Annotated in this window: 16 protein-coding genes; 14 read left to right on the plus strand and 2 right to left on the minus strand. The window is 51.0% G+C overall.

The genetic code is table 11. The annotated features are described in order from the left end of the window. Positions 1-10 precede the first annotated feature (10 nt). The 7 genes from EDM59_RS21415 to EDM59_RS21445 all read left to right on the plus strand — a co-directional run bounded on the left by EDM59_RS21415 (position 11) and on the right by EDM59_RS21445 (position 7,518). Positions 11-958, plus strand: coding sequence for a ring-cleaving dioxygenase (locus EDM59_RS21415; RefSeq protein ID WP_122925480.1), 948 nt, complete (start codon positions 11-13; stop codon positions 956-958). Further along, complete coding sequence (locus tag EDM59_RS21420; protein ID WP_122925481.1) at positions 959-1,573, plus strand: alpha/beta hydrolase; 615 nt, start codon at positions 959-961, stop codon at positions 1,571-1,573. It begins immediately after the preceding gene. A gap of 229 nt (positions 1,574-1,802) precedes the next feature. Beyond that, positions 1,803-2,222 carry a MarR family winged helix-turn-helix transcriptional regulator gene (locus tag EDM59_RS21425; RefSeq protein WP_122925482.1) on the plus strand — a complete coding sequence of 140 codons (420 nt, stop codon included), beginning with the start codon at positions 1,803-1,805 and terminating at the stop codon, positions 2,220-2,222. A 489-nt stretch (positions 2,223-2,711) separates the two neighbouring features. Continuing rightward, a complete protein-coding gene (locus EDM59_RS21430) occupies positions 2,712-4,175 on the plus strand; it encodes a hypothetical protein (RefSeq protein WP_122925483.1) in 1,464 nt (487 codons plus the stop codon). 359 nt (positions 4,176-4,534) lie between these two features. After that, positions 4,535-5,809 carry an MFS transporter gene (locus EDM59_RS21435; RefSeq protein ID WP_122925484.1) on the plus strand — a complete coding sequence of 425 codons (1,275 nt, stop codon included), beginning with the start codon at positions 4,535-4,537 and terminating at the stop codon, positions 5,807-5,809. A 46-nt stretch (positions 5,810-5,855) separates the two neighbouring features. Further along, positions 5,856-6,905 carry an XdhC family protein gene (locus EDM59_RS21440; RefSeq protein WP_122925485.1) on the plus strand — a complete coding sequence of 350 codons (1,050 nt, stop codon included), beginning with the start codon at positions 5,856-5,858 and terminating at the stop codon, positions 6,903-6,905. After that, positions 6,898-7,518: a nucleotidyltransferase family protein gene (locus EDM59_RS21445; RefSeq protein WP_183192997.1), complete on the plus strand. Its 621-nt coding sequence runs from the start codon at positions 6,898-6,900 to the stop codon at positions 7,516-7,518. The genes EDM59_RS21440 and EDM59_RS21445 overlap by 8 nt, the downstream gene beginning before the upstream one ends. A 124-nt stretch (positions 7,519-7,642) precedes the next feature. Here the strand turns inward: EDM59_RS21445 and EDM59_RS21450 are convergent, their stop codons facing one another. Beyond that, positions 7,643-8,569 (minus strand): LysR family transcriptional regulator, encoded by a 927-nt coding sequence (locus EDM59_RS21450; protein WP_122925487.1) that lies wholly within the window; start codon positions 8,567-8,569, stop codon positions 7,643-7,645. Positions 8,570-8,693: 124 nt separating this feature from the next. Between EDM59_RS21450 and EDM59_RS21455 the strand changes: the two genes are divergently transcribed. The 4 genes from EDM59_RS21455 to EDM59_RS21470 are packed head-to-tail and all read left to right on the plus strand — an operon-like array spanning position 8,694 to position 12,862. Beyond that, positions 8,694-9,131 carry an SRPBCC family protein gene (locus tag EDM59_RS21455; protein ID WP_122925488.1) on the plus strand — a complete coding sequence of 146 codons (438 nt, stop codon included), beginning with the start codon at positions 8,694-8,696 and terminating at the stop codon, positions 9,129-9,131. 8 nt (positions 9,132-9,139) lie between these two features. Beyond that, the gene (locus EDM59_RS21460) at positions 9,140-10,018 is read left to right on the plus strand and encodes an FAD binding domain-containing protein (RefSeq protein ID WP_122925489.1); all 879 of its coding nucleotides are present in this window, start codon (positions 9,140-9,142) and stop codon (positions 10,016-10,018) included. After that, positions 10,015-10,500: a (2Fe-2S)-binding protein gene (locus tag EDM59_RS21465; protein ID WP_122925490.1), complete on the plus strand. Its 486-nt coding sequence runs from the start codon at positions 10,015-10,017 to the stop codon at positions 10,498-10,500. The genes EDM59_RS21460 and EDM59_RS21465 overlap by 4 nt, the downstream gene beginning before the upstream one ends. A gap of 4 nt (positions 10,501-10,504) precedes the next feature. Beyond that, positions 10,505-12,862 (plus strand): xanthine dehydrogenase family protein molybdopterin-binding subunit, encoded by a 2,358-nt coding sequence (locus EDM59_RS21470; RefSeq protein WP_122925491.1) that lies wholly within the window; start codon positions 10,505-10,507, stop codon positions 12,860-12,862. Positions 12,863-13,208: 346 nt separating this feature from the next. On the opposite strand, the gene EDM59_RS21475 is transcribed toward EDM59_RS21470, so the two are convergent. After that, positions 13,209-13,598, minus strand: coding sequence for an ArsR/SmtB family transcription factor (locus tag EDM59_RS21475; RefSeq protein WP_122925492.1), 390 nt, complete (start codon positions 13,596-13,598; stop codon positions 13,209-13,211). 169 nt (positions 13,599-13,767) lie between these two features. On the opposite strand from EDM59_RS21475, the gene EDM59_RS21480 reads away from it, so the two are divergent. The 3 genes from EDM59_RS21480 (at position 13,768) to EDM59_RS21490 (ending at position 17,623) form a co-directional block, all read left to right on the plus strand. Then, positions 13,768-14,073: a hypothetical protein gene (locus EDM59_RS21480; RefSeq protein WP_122925512.1), complete on the plus strand. Its 306-nt coding sequence runs from the start codon at positions 13,768-13,770 to the stop codon at positions 14,071-14,073. Positions 14,074-14,270: 197 nt separating this feature from the next. Beyond that, on the plus strand, positions 14,271-16,532 hold the full coding sequence (locus EDM59_RS21485) for a heavy metal translocating P-type ATPase (protein WP_122925493.1): 2,262 nt from the start codon (positions 14,271-14,273) through the stop codon (positions 16,530-16,532). Positions 16,533-16,657: 125 nt separating this feature from the next. Continuing rightward, the gene (locus EDM59_RS21490) at positions 16,658-17,623 is read left to right on the plus strand and encodes a helix-turn-helix transcriptional regulator (protein WP_122925494.1); all 966 of its coding nucleotides are present in this window, start codon (positions 16,658-16,660) and stop codon (positions 17,621-17,623) included. Positions 17,624-17,627 lie beyond the last annotated feature (4 nt).

A 17,627-nucleotide genomic window follows, 5' to 3' on the forward strand; every position in this document is an offset into this window, starting at 1 on the left:
GGAAACAAGAATGAAACAGCAAACAGCAGGTATCCACCACATTACGGCTTTTGTAAGACATGCACAGGAGAACGTCGATTTCTACGCAGGTTTGCTCGGACTGAGACTGGTGAAGAAAACCATTAACTTTGATGCGCCTGAAGTATATCATCTCTATTTCGGAAACGAGGCAGGGAGTCCGGGAACCGCTATTACCTTCTTTCCTTATGCCGCCTCGCGCAAGGGCCGCATTGGGGGAGGACAGGTGGGCTATACCACCTTTTTGATTCCGGTCGGAACGCTGGACTTCTGGGAGGTTCGTTTGAACAAATTTGAAGTAGCCTATAACAAGGTAACGCGATTCGGAGAGACATATCTGCAATTCGCCGATCAGGATGGTCTGCAGCTCGAGCTGGTTGAGCGCGAAGGAGGTGCGCCAAGCAAGTGGTCGTTTGGCAATATTCCTGCCGAGAAAGCGATCAAAGGCTTCGGGGGAGCGATCCTGTATAGCGTACAGCCAGAAAAAACGATGGAAGTGCTGCAAAATCTGCTGGGGCTTGAAAAGGTCGGTGAGGAAGGCGGACTCGTCCGTTTCCGTTCGGTAGGCGATCTGGGCAACATCATTGATGTAAATGCACAGCCTGTGCCAAGAGGAGCAGGCGGAGCGGGGACGGTTCACCACATCGCTTGGCGGGCAAAAGACGATGCCGATCATCGCAGCTGGAGGGAAAAGGTGGAAGCGTATGGACTGCATCCAACAGACATCGTGGACAGACAATATTTTAACGCACTCTATTTCCGGGAATACGGCGAGATTCTCTTTGAAATTGCTACGGATCCTCCAGGCTTTGGAAGAGATGAAGCGTTCGAACAGTTAGGGGAGAAACTGATGCTGCCCGAATGGTATGAGCCTTACCGTGCGCAGATCGAGCAGGGGTTAACGCCTATTACCGTACGTGTGCTGGAGGGAGACAAGTAAATGAAACATGTGTTTAAACAAGGGACCAACCTCGATGCTCCTACACTTTTGCTCCTGCATGGCACGGGCGGAGACGAAAACGACTTGCTTCCGCTGGGGCAGCGTATCGCTCCTGAAGCTTCTGTGCTCAGTGTTCGGGGAAATGTACTGGAAAATGGCATGCCGCGTTTCTTTCGACGGCTTGCAGAAGGGGTGTTTGACGAAGAGGATCTCATTTTTCGCACCAAGGAGCTCAATGATTTTCTTGATCAAGCGGCGCTCGAATACCAGTTTGACCGCGACAATCTAGTGGCTGTCGGCTATTCCAACGGAGCGAATATCGCAGGAAGTCTTCTCTTCCATTACGCAGATGCGTTAAAGGGAGCGATTCTTTATCACCCGATGGTTCCGCGGCGTGGAATCCCTTTGCCTGATCTGACTGGTGTCCCGATCTTTATCGGTGCAGGTACGAATGACCCGATTTGTTCCCCACAGGAAACGGAGGAGCTGTCTCATTTGCTAAAGGGAGCGGGTGCCCCGGTCGCGCTGCAATGGACAAACTACGGCCATCAGCTCACTGCTGCGGAAGTGAACGCCTCGGCCGAGTGGTTCCGCGATGTATTTGATCTCGGGTAAACAGGAAAATAAAAATGAAAACATGCCCATGAAGAAAACCAGCAGGCGTCCGGTCTGCTGGTTTTTTGTGAGGTTTTGCCGGGTAACAGGGAGGAAAAGGGGTATAGAGCCGCATTCCTTTTTTGGATTAAACATTTGTGTAAAAAGGCAGGTAAGCGACTGGAGCTGGCATTGACGGCTATCCGAAATGCATCTACACTTGTAACAAATTTCTGACGTGGGTGATTTCATGAAAATTGACGAGACAATGGCATTGTTTATTCGCCGCCTGGATGTAAAAATAACCAATCTCATGCGAACGAAAATGGAGCCGTATCAAATAGCCCCCGAGCAGCATCTGATTTTGCGATTGCTCCTCGAGCGGGACGGACTGACACAAAATGAGATTGCGCAGCAGCTCGAAAAAGACAAAACGAATGTAGCCCGAATGGTTTCCAGCCTGGAAAAAAAGGGATTTATCATTCGGGTCACGAGTCCGAGTGACCGTCGTTATGTGAGCGTTCATATCTCGCAAAAAGGCAGAATATTGTGTGAGAGGGTCCGTCCACATTTGGCGGAAGTGAACAAGCAGCTGCAACAGGGCATGACGGAAGAAGAGAAAGAGACACTGAGCAAGATCCTGCATAAGATTTATAAAAACGCGACGTAAGCCTGCTGGATGATCCTTTCGGAAAGAGGATCATTTTTTATATTCCCCTGAAACTATGAAACCCCAAATAAAGGGCGGAACGTACGACTTGTCCCAAATCGCGCTACAAAAAGGCTTTTGGTGAGAAAAAACGCCCTGACAACCCCATCAGGATTGCCTTATGAGGCTATAAGCATGATGTAATAATTGTTTTTATATTTAAAATTATAAAAAAACAAAAGTACAATGAAGGTGTAACGAGATAGCAGCACAGTTAGTAAGGGGGCGCAGCTACGTTCTTTTGAGCTGGCAAAAGAAACGCATCGCTATTTTCAGATGACATTCGAGATGAAAAGGGGGAGGAGTAGGCGTGGCCTGTAAGCGGTTGTAGTAAGCTTTCGTGATAGTCACAAGCCAGGCGCAGTGGTTGCTATGGCAACTAATTTTCAGCCGTTATCGCAAATTTGCGGATGACGGAGTTAATATCCTGTGAAAGAAGGTGTTCAAGTTATGGCATTGACTGCAGCACATTGGATGTTCGCCTTTGTTACCTTGGTCATTATTGCGGCCATTATTTTCCGCCGAGGAGTTGTCATCCCCACCTTAATCGGTACGCTGCTCGTAGCCTGGATGTATAAGGGGAGCATGGTTGGTGGACTCACCGCCGTTTTTAACGCGAATCTAGTAGCGGCTAAAGAACTGTTCAATATTTTTCTGATCATGACCTTTATGGTTGCCTTGCTTAACTCATTGAAGGATCTGGGCGCAGACAAACAGATGATTGCCCCGATTCAAAAGTATATGGTAAACGGTCACGTTGCCTTTTTTGTTCTGGTCGGTATTACGTATGTGATTTCGCTGTTCTTCTGGCCGACGCCAGCGGTCCCATTGATCTGTGCCTTGCTGGTCCCGGCAGCGGTTCGTGCCGGATTGCCCGTGATGGGGGCAGCGGTGGCGGTAGCGCTGGCAGGGCAGGGGATGGCACTGGCCTCTGACTATGTCATGCAGGTCGTCCCTATGGTGACTGCTACAGCGGCAGGGATTGATACGGCTCTCGTGGCAGACAAATCCTTGGTATTGTCGCTGATCACCGGGCTGACGTCCATTGCCATCGCATATGTCGTGATGCGCAAGCAGATCCGCAAACCAAACAGCGTCGAAGTAGAGCAGGAACTCGCTATTTTGCAAGGCGTAGGTGCCCAAGGGCAGGCCGCCAGTGAGATGTCTGCAACAGCGGAAGATGCGATTCCGAAAAGCGTGGCAACCAAGTGGGGAAAGGCATTCGCTATCATCGTTCCGCTGACCATGCTCGTCGTCGTAGGCTATATGATCAGCACAAAGGTTATCGAAGGTCGCGAAGGTGGTTTGATTGGCGGGGACGGAGCTGCTCTCATTTGCGGGACAGCCGTTATGCTTTTGATCCTGGCGACTTTGGCGGCAAAAGGAATGAAAGCGTTTGATAAAATCGGCGACCATCTGACAGAAGGCTTTGTCGTTGCATTTCGGGTGATGGGGGCCGTCATTCCGATTGCTGGATTTTTCTTCATGGGCAGCAGCGATTTCACTGGAAGCATCTTGTCGCTGGCAGAGGATGCTGCGAAACCGGCATTTTTGTTTGACCTCGTGCAGAGTGCGCAAGCTTATGTTCCACAAAGCTCGTTCTTAACGGCATTCGGCATTTTGTTTGTAGGAATGCTTACCGGGCTGGATGGCTCAGGATTTGCAGGTCTGACTTTAGCGGGATCACTTTCTGGCGCATTGGCACAAGGATCGGGAGTGGACGCTTCGACTCTGGCGGCGATCGGTCAGGTAGGAACGATCTTTACAGGGGGCGGAACACTGGTAGCTTGGTCTTCGCTGGTGGCTGTATCCGGATTTTGCGGAGTATCTGCCTTTGACTTGGCGCGGAAAAACTTTTTACCCGTCGTGGTGGGCTTGATTCTCTCCACAATCGTTGCACTCGTGATTTGGTAGTTAGCCTCACTTTTGAGAGGAGGCATTCGTAGTTGCTATAGCAACTTTACCCTATATATAGGAAAAGATACATTTTTTACCCAAATTAGTTGCTATAGCATCTTCCTCTTGATGGAGTGCCAAAGAGTCGTTTTCATATTCCATAGAAACTATGATAGGCCAGACAAAGGAGAAGAGCGGGTGTTTTGCCAAAGCTCTGATTTTGAAAAGGTTTTTTTGCAAAAAGTCGGGCGCGGATGGTCATCATTATTGGCTTATGAGTTTTTAAGAATGATTTAATAATTCTTTTTATATTTAAAATAATAAAAAATCGAACGTACAATGGGGGGGTAGCAAGAAAAACAATAGGGGGTATTCATTTGAGCCAACTGGGGACTACAGCGCAAGCAGCAACTGGAAAAATGACAAGAGCAAGATGGATTCAGATCGGTTTGCCGCTACTTATTTTGTTCACCGTGTCGATGATTGACAAGTCCAACATCAACATTTTGCTGGCGAACAAGCCTTTCCTGCAGGATTTGGGCATTAAGGATGGCGCGATCAAAGGTACATTGAGCAGTATTTTCTTGATTACCTACGCTATTGGGCAATTCGGTTGGGGTTTTGTTGTTGACCGTATTGGTGCATGTAAGAGTGGTCTCATCGGTATTTTCTTCTGGGTAGTTGCAATGGTTCTGGGGGGAATGGCTGAGTCCGTATCGGCTCTGTTCTGGTCCCGTTCTATTCTTGGCTTGAGTGAAGGTGTCCTGTATCCCATCGCATTGACGTTGACGGCCAAATGGTTCCCTGCGAACGAGCAAGCAAAAGCACAGGCACTTTGGTTCAATGGTAACTCCTTGGGTCCGGTGATCGGTTTGCCGATTATCGCGATCGTCGCGCAAAATTATGGGTGGAGAGAGAGCTATCATGCGCTTGGTGCCGTGTCCCTTCTCTGTCTGGTCATGTTCTGGCTGATGGTCCGCAACAGCCCGGGCGAACACCGTGCCGTCAATGCGGCTGAGAAAGAGTACATCGAAAAAGGCGCAAGCACGGTAAAGAAAGAGATTGCGGACACGAGTGAAGTAAAAGCGGTTTTGAAAAACCCTATCTTCTGGATGCTGGTTGCGGTTTACGGCTGTGTTTCCATCGGATTCTTCGGAATTTCCACATTCCTTCCCAGCTATCTGACGGAAGTCAAACAAGTTCCTTTCGTACAATCTGCTTTTGTCAATGCTGCCGGCTATGGCTTGGCGATTCTCGTTCAAATGGGTTCGGGTTTCTTGTCTGACAAAATCATGAAGCGCGCTGTATTTGTTGGCGGAGCAAGTGCACTGATTATTATTTTCTTGTTGCTGTCGATGTTTACCAGCAGTGTCATGGGCGCACAGCTATTGAGCATTCTGTTGATCAGCGTTTTGCTGATGCCGGCTGCTCTGACCATGACGATGCTGCATAAAGTGGCATCGCCGCGAGTAATGGGACGTATTGGCGGTATTTTTGGTAGCGTTTCCTATGCCCTGGCGGCTGTCGGGCCAATCGTAGTTGGTGCTGTAAGCCAAGCTTCTGGTTCCTATACAGGGGGCTTCCTGGCGCTGATGAGCTTTATCGTCATTTCACTGGTACTGTGCTTGGTACTGATGCGCAAAGGCTACTAATCAACTCGAAAGTACAACAAGAGGATTTCACAAGGAGGGTGCCGAAATGTCACGTTTACAGGAGTTTCGGGAAGTGATGAATCAGATCAGGATGGCTTGGCAGGAAGGTCACAAGGCTGCACTGCTTATGCTCATGAATGTACAAGGGTCGGCTTACCGCTTGCCAGGTACGAAGGTAATGATGGCAGAGGATGGACGTATCTTTGGGACGATAAGTGGGGGCTGTCTGGAAAGCGATCTGTTCGGCTGGGCTGAAAAAGCCATGCAGTCAGGAGAACCTCGTCTGCAGCGATACGACCTGAGCGAAAGTGAAGTGTGGAGCCTGGGGATTGGCTGTAAGGGCTCGCTGGAGATCGGCATCCTGCCTGTGGATCCGCAAGACCGCTTTTGGTTGCAGGTAGACGAAGCGCTTCAGCGAGAGCAAAGTGTTTCCTTGATTATTGAAATTATCAACGGGTCACGTGCGCTGCTGACAGAGAACGAAATGGTCGCGCGAGAAGGCGACTTGCTGCCGGAAGAAGTCTTTCGCCATGCCAGACAGCGCTTTGCTCGCCAGACACGTGCAGAAGTCTTTGTCTTCGAAGGCAGACGTTTTTATATCGATGTGGTAAAACCGAGCGAGCGATTAGTTGTAGCGGGTGCGGGGCTTGATGCACGACCTGTTGTTGAAATGGCGGCGCGTATGGGCTTTTCGGTCACCGTTTTGGACCCGCGAAGCGGCTTTAATACACCGGAAGCTTTCCCTGCTGCACGTCAGATTGTCCAGTCAGCAACAGAGGTAGACCCAGCGGCGCTTTCAGACAGCTGGTGGGTGATCATGAATCATCATTTGGAGCGTGATCAAGCTTCCCTGGATCTGGCTTTGCGCAGTGATCCGAAATTTATCGGAGTGCTGGGTCCTCTGACACGGACAGAAGAAATGCTGGTACAGATTGATCGCAAGCTTTCAAGCGGTCCGATCCATGCCCCGATCGGTCTCGACCTGGGAGCAGAAACGATGGATGAGGTGGCGATGAGTATCGTGTCACAGCTGATGGCAGAAAGAAATAGCAGACAAGCCCTTCCGCTGCATGGAAAGAGCAAGATCCATGCCTAAAATCGGTGCGATTGTACTGGCGGCAGGACTGTCGCGGCGCATGGGGGAGGCCAAGCAGTTTTTGCCTCTGCAGGGGAAACCGTTGTTTCGTCACAGTGTTGAGAGGGCAATCGCGAATGATCTGAGTCCGGTTCTGTTGGTGGGCGGAGAACAAACGGAAGAATTGCGCCGGCTGACAAGTGATTTGCCAGAGGTAGAGGTGCTGGACAACCGTGAGTATGCGACGGGAATGGCATCTTCTCTGCGAGTAGGGATTGCTGCTGCTAGTGGGCGCGTTGATGCAGTCCTCGTATTTTTGGCAGACCAGCCGTATGTGCCGGACGAAGTGGTACAAGCTTTGATCCGTACCTACGAAGACAGTCGGGCAGAAGGAACCAAGATCGTGCGAGCCTTCTACGCGGGCATCGCTGGTCATCCCGTGCTTTTTGACGGTACTTTGATGGAGGAGCTTCGCTTGGTGACGGGGGATCAGGGCGGCAAAGATGTGATCGTCAAATACAAGGCTCACATGAAAACGGTCAGCTTTGATTGTGCAAGCTGGAATCTCGATGTAGATACTCCCGATGACTATCGACGGATTCAGGAAATAGACCCGCGGCTGCATCAGAAATAGATAGAAAAGAAATAGGATTTATCCAAAGGCTGATACCCATGGGTAAATCCTATTTCCGTTTCTACAAAGGAAAGCGCTTTCGAACTTTTTGAATTAAAAAAATTAAGAGTATTCAGGAAAAAATTTACATGGAATCTTGGTTCATCTCTTCAAAGTAGCTGATGGTAAAATCGCGCAGCTCGCGGGCAGCCATGGTGAGATAACGGGCTTTTACCCAGGATAGCCCCACGACCCGCTTGGAGTAGTGATCGACGATGGGCAAGTAAACAGGTGCTTGGGCTTCCCGTTTTTCCGGGGATTGTGTCCACCAGTGCTGGTTGTAGGTCCACCAATGCTCTGGAATGAGGGCGACGCCCAGTCCGTTGTTAACCATGCGCAGGATGACCTCTGCATCGTTGCACTCAAAGGCAAAATTCGGAGTAAATCCGGCTTGCAGACACATGTTGGTTGTCGTTTCTGTCAATTCGTACGTCTTGGTGAGACCGATGAAGGTTTCTGTGGCGGCTTCGCTCAGGGATACCTTGTCTGCGTTGGCGAGGCGGTGGTCAGGCGGAACCGCAAGAAACATATTTTCTGTCAACAAGGAAACGCTTTGGATGCGTTCTTCCTGAATGAGCGGATGAGTAATCGCCAGGTCGACCTCTCCGCGTTCCAAAAGATTTTGACATTCTTGCGTGGAGCCTTGCAACAGCTTGACATTGACGTGAGGATGACGCTTGAGAAAAGCACTGAGCAGCTCCGGAAGCAAGCGGCCCGTAGCAGCTGCCAGAAAAACTTGTCCACGTTCCAATCCAGTCAGGTCAGCCAACTCCTGTTGCCCTTCCTCCAGCTCGGAGAAGACACGCTCGACGCGTTTGAGAAAGGCTTGCCCAAAGCGATTGAGACGGATTTGCTTGCCATGGCGGTCAAACAGGGGGACCCCGAGATGCTTCTCCAGTCGGCTGATCATTTTACTTAGGGACGGCTGGGAAATATGAAGCTCCTCGGAGGCTCGCGTCATATGTTCCAGACGAGCGACGACTTGAAAGTATTTTAGTTGTAGCAGATCCATACGCATCCCACTTTCATATGTCGATTTGTCTATCGATTTATAAATGATTATGTATTTTTAATTATATAAAATCAAGGATAAACTGTAGGAAACGGCAACAAGATGCCAGCGGGGAGTGAAAGATATGAATTTAGCGGGCGAGACGAAGTTTAAAGAGTCGAGTCAGAATATTTGGGATGCTTTGCATAATCCAGAAATTTTAAAAGGGGCGATTCCTGGCTGTGAGCGCTTGGTGCTCAAGGAGAACGGAGAGTACGATGTCGTTTTGAAGCTGGGTGTTGCTGCTGTAAAAGGTGAATACATCGGTCAAGTAAAGCTCGAAGATATCGTCGAAGGCTCCCACTATGTTCTCTTGGCAGAAGGAAGCGGTTCACCGGGGCACGTGAAAGCCAGAATGGACTGCAAGCTGGTAGAAACCGATAAAGGCTGTACCCTGACTTGGGATTGTGACGCAGAAGTAGGCGGAATGATCGCCAGCGTAGGTGGTCGTGTACTCGGCGGAATCGCGAAGTTTATGGCAGGGCAGTTTTTCAAAGCAATCGAAAAACAACTGGGGAGGTAGGACCGTAAATGAAACCAGCCGCGTTTGAATACCTGCGTCCGTCGAGTTTGGAGGAAGCGCTTCAATACCTTGCTGATCTGGGCGAGGATGCAAAAATTATGTCCGGTGGCCAGAGCCTGATTCCGGTTTTGAACATGCGGCTTTCCACACCGAAGTATTTGATTGATATCGGTCGCGTTGAGGATCTTTCCTATATTCGCGAAGAAGATGGCTACCTCGTGATCGGTGCGCTTACGAAGCATCGCGACGTGGAGTTTTCGCAGTTGGTTCGAAAGCTGTGTCCCCTCTTGGTTGAGGCGGTTCGCTGGATCGGGCATCCCCAGATTCGCCACAGAGGAACGATTGGCGGAAGTATCGCCCATGCGGACCCGTCTGCAGAGCTTCCCTGTGTGATTGCCGCACTGCGTGGAGAGATTGTCATCGCCCATGCGGACGGTGAAGAAACGGTTACACCTGATGAGTTTTTCCTCACGTATTTGCTGACTTCCCTGCAGCCAGACCAAATGATCAAAGAGCTGCGCTTCCCGATTCTTCCGGAAACAGCGGGCTATGAATTTACAGAAGTATCAAGACGTCACGGTGACTTTGCCTTGGTTGAAATCGCGGCAGTCATTGACCTGGATGAAAACAACGAAATTACCTTGGCCAGACTCGCGGCTGGTGGAGCAAACCCGGTACCTTGCGTATTGGAGGATGCAGAAGAATTCTTGATAGGCAAAGAGCCTACAGACGAGGTTCTGGAAGAGGCCAGTGTGCTGGCAAGTGAACAAGTAGAGCCGGACAGCGATTTGCACGGTTCTGTGGAGTACAGACGCTCTTTGGTAAAAGCATTGACCAAGCGTGCGCTGCAAACAGCTTTGAAACGGGCGGGAGGGACAAAGGGATGAACACAAGAGAAATTACCGTTACCGTAAACGGAAAGCAGCTGACGGAAACCGTAGAGACACGCATGCTTTTGGCTGACTTCATTCGCGATCATCTGAATCTGACAGGTACGCATTTGGGCTGTGAGCACGGTGTCTGTGGGGCATGTACGGTATTGGTAGACGGAAAGGCTGCGCGCTCCTGTCTGATGCTCGCGGTTCAAGCAGATGGCAGCAGTATCGAGACTGTTGAGTTTTTGGTAAAAGAAGATGGGACCCTGCATCCGCTGCAACAGGCATTCTCCGACAACCATGCTCTGCAATGCGGTTTCTGCACGCCAGGCTTCATGATGACACTCGTCGATTTCCTAAACGAAAACCCGAACCCGAACGAGCACGAGATTCGCGAAGCTATTTCCGGTAACCTGTGCCGCTGCACAGGCTACGCAAACATAGTCAAAGCAGTAGAGCAGGCTTCCCAAGCGCTTGCCAAACAAGGAGAGTGAACCGATGGCAACTCTAGTTGGACAAAGCTTGAGACGTAAAGAAGATTATCGCATGGTCACGGGTACAGGAATGTTCGTCGCCGATATCAAAAAGCCGGGAATGGTGGAAGCGACCTTCGTGCGCAGCACACATGCGCATGCGAAGATCAAAAATATCGACGTAGAAGCGGCAAAGGCGTTGGAAGGTGTGTACGCAGTCTACACAGGGGCGGATCTGGTAGGAAGAGTAAAGCCGCTTACCCAGATTGACTCCCACTGTCGCCTGCCGAAGCATATCGAGGACCAGATCAAACCGTTCATGTTCAATAATGAAGAGCCGGTTCTCGCGCAGGGAAAAGTCATGTACGTGGGACAAAGCGTTGCATGTGTGGTAGCGAAAAACCGTTATGTCGCAGAGGATGCGGCAGCCCTGATCAAAGTCGATTACGAACCACTCCCGTCTGTCGTGGATCCGTTCAAAGCACTGGAAGAGGGAGCTCCGCTCGTACAGGAGAGCATGGAGAACAACCTGCAAGCGTACTTCCATTTGCCAGTAGGAGACTTTGAGGACGTATTGAAAAAGGCTGATCACGTACTGAGCGGCCGCTTTACTTCTCCACGGGTTTCCTCCAATCCGATCGAGACGCGTGGTGTCGTGGCTGATTACGAAAGCCGCGGCGACCAGCTGCATATTTGGTCCTCTACCCAAATGCCTTTTGAGGTACGTCACTATGTCGCGAAGATCCTGGGACTCGTGGAACAAAATATCCGCGTAACGGCTCCTGACGTAGGCGGTGGCTTTGGACCAAAAGGGGGGCTCTATGCCGAGGAAGTCATGCTGGCTTTCCTGGCGAGAGAGCTGAAACGCCCTGTTCGCTGGATCGAGGACCGCATCGAAAGCATGAGTGCGGCTCGCCATTCCCGTGACCAAATTCACGATATTGAAGTGGCCTTCATGAACGACGGTACCATTCTCGGCCTGCGCGATCATTTCGTGCTGGACGTCGGTGCGATCAACTACTTCGCTTTCACCTGCGCGTACAACAGTGCGGCGCATTTCCGTGGCGCTTACAAAATCCCGGTATTCGACCTGACATGCAAGATTGCGTTGACGCACAAAACCCCGAACGTGCCATACCGCGGTGCGGGAAGACCGGAAGTTGTTTTGGCAATGGACCGGATGGTGGACATGATTGCTCGTCATCTGAATATGGATCCGGCAGAAGTCATGATGAAAAATATCATTCCGGCCGAGGAAATGCCGTATAGCCAAGGGATGTACTATAAAGATGGCGGCGAGCTGATCTACGATAGCGGCGACTATCCGGAAGCGATGCAAATGGCGCTGGAAATGTCCGGCTACAAAGATATCCGCGCGAAGCAGGAAGCGTGGAGAAAAGAAGGCAGATACGTGGGGATCGGGATTTCCTCCAACGTAGAAGGAACCGGTGTGGGACCGTTCGAGGGCGCTAAGGCGGCGATCGATGCTTTCGGACAGCTGATGATTCACACAGGCTCTTCCCCGCAAGGACAAAGCCATGAGACTGTCTTCGGGCAAGTCGCAGGAGATGTCCTGAATGTCGGATTGGACAAAGTAACCGTCAAATGCGGAGATACGGCACTACTGGGCTTCGGTGCCGGTACGTATGCGAGCCGCAGCGCGGTAAACGCAGGTTCTGCTACCCACTTCGCTGCAGAAAAACTGCGTACGAAAGTGCTGGCGGTGGCAGGACACGTAATGGGCATCCCGGCAGAGGAACTGACGATGAAGGATGGCGTCGTTTACTCGGAAAAGGATCCCGAGCAAAAAATGACGTTTGCGCAAGTATACGAGGCAGCAGCACCAGGTCCTCGCTGCAAGGTACCACCAGGCATGGAGCCGGGCTTGGAAGCTACCCATTACTTTGTGCCGCCGACAGTTACGTACTCGTCCTCCTTCCACGTCGCAGAGGTGGAAGTGGATATCGAGACCTGCTTCGTCAAAATCAACAATTACTACATCGTGCACGACAGCGGCCGCGTCATCAATCCAATGATCGTGGAAGGCCAGGTGCAAGGCGGCTTCGCACAAGGTTTGGGCACGGCTCTGTACGAGGAAATCGTCTACAATGACAACGGTCAGCTGCTGACAGGTACGTACATGGACTACCTGATGCCGACCGCGATGGAAGTGCCGAAAGCGATTCAAGGCGAGCAGGAATACTACTCCACGCGCAACCCGCTCGGTGTCAAAGGAGTAGGGGAGAGCGGCGCGATTTCTTCGCCGGCAGCTATTGCGAATGCGGTAGTAGACGCACTGTCTCCGTTCAACATCAAAATCGACCGCCTGCCAATCAGCCCGAACCGTGTGTTCAGCCTGCTGCAGGATGGCCAAAACGCGTAAACGCTACATCCGATAAAGCCAAAACCAACGATACAAAAAGGGGCGCATCAATCCAGTGAGCGCCTCTTTTTTTGCCTCGTCAGCTTCCATGATCAAACCCCAATAAAGAAGCCATCGACACACAGCGGGGACTGACTCCCGTTTGTGCAGCGATGGCTTTTTTTAACGTGTAGGAATTTATAAGCGTCATGCTTATGAATTCCGGAGCGCATGACGAAGTGCCTCAGCGTCCGCTTCTGGCATCACTTCGGTAAAACTTTTCGCTAAAACGCGGTCGCTCCTCCTTGAGTTGGCCACGATAGAGGTTTTCTTACCAAGTTTTCTCATGAGACGTTCTGTTGTTTTCTTATCCGTTGCTTTCGGAATGCACGGGAACCCGCTGCTCCTTGGCGTGCTCGACGCCTGCCGAGATGAGATGACGCACGTGGTCATCATCGAGGGAATAGAAAACGAGCTTTCCTTCTTTCCGATACTTGGCAAGTCCCATATTACGCAGCAGCCGTAAATGGTGAGACGTATTGGCGATCGAACTGCCAATAATCGCGGCGATATCACAGACGCAGAGCTCGTCTTCCAATGACAAAATGTGAATGATTTTCGCGCGTGTATCATCAGCCAGCGCCTTGAAAATCTTCGCAACTCCCAATGATTCGGCTGCGAACGGCTTTAAACGATTCACCTTTTCGTCATCAAAGCATTGAACCTCACAAATATCGTCCTGTTCTTTTGGAGACACCCGACTTCACCTCTTGCCTCATTACAATGTCTTCCTATTATAGTCATTCGTATGAAAACTGGGAAGGAAAAACGACATTTTGGTGGCGTGGTAGTTCCTCCTTATTTTTTGGTGTAAAATGGACGTGTTTACTTGTCACGTTTGACGGGGAAAGGAATTGGGAAAAATCATGAACGTACCTCAGAAATGCCCGAAATGCCCGAAATGCGGTTCTAAAAAAATCGACTTTACTGAGTCCATCAATCGACGGCTCTATACGATTCTGTACGCTCTTGTGCTGGTGGTCTTGGGCTGGATCGGGATTGTTATGAAAGGGACGCCAGTCATTTTCCTGTTTCTCGGGTTGATGGGTGCGTTTGTGCTCTTTGCCATTCGTTTGTCGCTGGAGAAGCGAAAAGTGATCAAATGCCTTTGCCTGGATTGTGGCGAGCGCTGGCAAACCCTGCCGAACCCAACTGAAAACACAGCTCGATAAACCGTTCAGAGGCTTCTTTAAAAGGGAAGCCTCTTTGTTTTTTTTCGGGACGCTCGCATGCATGAGGGAAATAGGCGGAAAAATCAAATTCTATCCTTGAATCACGGGAATGGTTCGGATAGTATAATAATTAAATATTCGTTTGAATGATAAGTGGATCCGAGTAAAATACGGGATTGGAAAATAGGTGAGAGCAGATGTCAGCGGACAAAAATAAAGGTGCCTGCTGCAACGATCATCATCATTGTAGCGCCGGGAACAGCGCGGCTGGCCATGAACATAGGTCAGACAGCCACCATTCGCACGAGATGAAGCTGCTGCCTGTCATGGGGGCAGAGGAAGCTGTGGCTGTTGCGGATTTATCACGGGCAGCTGTATACCGTATTGTAGGCATGGATTGCAGTTCATGTGCCAAATCCTTAGAAAAACATATGAAATCACTCGCAGCGGTTCAGAATGTCGTTGTCAATTTTTCTACCGGCAAGATGCAGATTGTGCAAGAGGGACTATCTGATGAAGCGATTGTAAGCGAGGTGTCCAAGGCGGGATATGCTGCCAGCCCCCTTGCTCGGGGCAAATCGAGTAAGGCAGAAGCGAAGGACAGCATGGGGACGCGGCTTGCGGCCATTTCTGGCGTGCTGCTCGCACTAGGCTTCCTGGGTTCCTTTACGAGCTTGCCTGAGCTGCTTTTGACTGTTTGTTATGCCTTGTCCATGATCATCGGTGGCTATCGACCTGCTCGCAGTGCCTTTTACGCGATCAAAAGCGGTTCGTTGGACATGAATGTGCTCATGACGGTGGCAGCGATCGGGGCAGCTCTGATCGGAGAATGGCTGGAGGGAGCGACGGTCGTCTGGCTTTTCGCCATCGGGAATTGGCTGCAAACGAACTCCATCGAGAAGACGCGTGATTCGATTCGCACCTTGATGGATCTGGCGCCCGCAGAGGCTTGGGTGAAAAAGGGAGAGTCGATGGTCAGGCTGCCTGTGGAGGATGTGGGTGTCGGTGACATCATCGTCGTTAAGCCAGGTGAGAAAGTGCCGTTGGACGGTGAAATTCTTTTCGGTACATCCAGTATCAACCAGGCGCCGATTACGGGGGAGTCCATTCCAGTCGACAAACAGCCAGGTGACACCGTCTTTGCGGGCAGTGTCAACGAGAGCGGCTCGCTGGAAGTCAAAGTGACGAGGCTGGTTGAAGATACCGCCATTGCAAAAATCATTCACTTAGTCGAGGAGGCGCAGGAGAAAAAAGCGCCGACGCAAGCGTTCGTCGATAAATTTGCGGCTTGGTACACCCCGATTGTCCTGGTGCTGGCACTCTTGGTGATCGTGTTTCCCCCGTTGTTCGGTTGGGGAACGTGGGGCGAATGGTTCTATAAAGGGTTGGAGCTGTTGGTCGTAGCGTGCCCATGTGCCCTGGTCATCTCGACGCCGGTAGCGATCGTGTCCGCCATTGGGAATGCCGCGCGGAACGGGGTTTTGATCAAGGGCGGTGCCTTTTTGGAAAAGGCCGGGGCGATCAACGCGATTGCTTTTGACAAGACCGGTACACTGACACAGGGCAAGCCGCAGGTCTCACAAATGCTCGCGGCTCCCGGCAAAGAGGACGAAGTGTTAGCCATCGCCCGTACGATTGAGGAACACTCGCGACATCCGATTGCACAGGCGATCTTGACGTATGCAGGCGAAAGGAAGATCGCTCCGTTAGCAGGGGAGGACTTCGGTGTCATCGTGGGAAAAGGGGCGGAAGCCAAGATTGGCGGGGAGTCGTATTACGCAGGAAAACCCGCCTTGTTTGAAGAAATGGGCATCTCGCTGGCAGCGTGGAGCGAGCAGATCGCGTCCCTGCAAAACGAAGGCAATACCATCGTGATGGTCGGGACCAGCCAGTCCATTCTCGGGCTGATTGCCGTATCAGATACCATTCGCGATATCTCCGTAGGGGCGATCAGCAAGCTGAAGGCTGCTGGTATTCAAGAGAGTATCATGCTGACTGGAGACAATGCAGGCACGGCGGCAAAGGTGGCGAGCCAAGCGGGCGTCAGTCGTTACTTTGCGGAGCTCTTGCCGGAGGATAAAGTCGCGGCGATTCAAAAGCTGCAGCAGGAAGGCAAGACAGTTGCGATGGTGGGAGACGGGATCAATGATGCACCTGCTCTTGCAACCGCCGATTTGGGTATTGCCATGGGCGGAGCGGGTACAGATGCTGCCATGGAAACAGCTGATGTTGTGCTGATGGCAGATAACCTGGAAAAGCTGCCCCATACGGTGAACATCAGCCGCAAAGCATTGCAGATCATTCAACAAAACATTTGGTTCTCGATCGTCATCAAGCTCTTGGCACTCGTTTTAATTTTCCCAGGGTGGCTGACCTTGTGGCTGGCAGTGCTGAGCGATACGGGAGCTGCGCTGATCGTCATTTTGAACAGCATGAGGTTGCTCAGGATGAAATCCTAAAGGAAAAGGAACCAAAGGGAGGCCCTTCCGCACAGCAATGAGCGGGAGGGTTTTTTGTTGGTTTCCAAGGCTTGGAATTGTTAAAATAGGGAAATAATACGAGCAATAGGAAAAAGGGGAACAATATGTCCAAAGCGGATAATATGCTGTCTATTCTGTGGTTGCTGCAGACTGGAAAACGTTTGACTGCCAAGCAGTTGGCAGAAGCATTGGAAATGAATATTCGAACGGTTTACCGCTACATTGACGCTCTGTGTGCGAGCGGCGTCCCCATCGTCGCAGACTCGGGCCATAACGGCGGGTACAGCTTGCTCCAGCCCTTTACGGATGCTCCTCTGCTCTTTGATTTGAATGAACAAAAGTCGCTGATTCACGCCGCAGTGTTCGCCCAAGAAGCGGGGTATCCGTTTGGGGAAGATTTGGATCGGGCGATCACCAAGCTGAAAAGGTACACCAACGAAGAACAGCGAGGCGCCATCGAACGCCACAGCAGAGGCTTTGATGTCATATTACCACCGGCCAATCCGTTGCTGGCGTCGATGCTGCAAGAGCTGGAGATCTCCGTCGCCAACGAGCACACCCTCATCGTGGATTATCAGAAAAACTTCCAGACCGAATATCAGACAAGGCAGATCGATCCATACGGCCTCGTTCACTGGAAAGCCACCTGGTACGTCGTCGCCTTTTGTCATTTGCGCGGTGACATTCGCAGCTTTCGTGTCGATCGGATTGGAAACATGACGCGCACGGATTCGACATTTCAACGACCTGCGATGTTCTCCGCGCGGCACTATTTTCTATCTAGCCTTTTATCTGACGCGGATCGACAGGAAAAACCGATTTCCATCAAAATTATCGGGAGAAAGCAAGCCCTGAACGATTTGTGCGGGCACTGGTTTCTCGGGAGGACGCTGGTGGAGCGGACAAATGAGGAAGCTCATTTCCAACTGGATGAACAGCTCGTCCACACGCATGTCCCTCATATTCTGTTGCCATTCGGGAAAGCGATTCGGGTACAGGAGCCGTCCTTCTTAAAGGACCGTTTGGCTGCCATCGCAGCTGATTTATTGCATTACTATCAATCCACTTAATATT

The organism is Brevibacillus nitrificans (assembly GCF_003710965.1).
In the GTDB taxonomy this organism is placed as follows: Bacteria; Bacillota; Bacilli; order Brevibacillales; family Brevibacillaceae; genus Brevibacillus; species Brevibacillus centrosporus.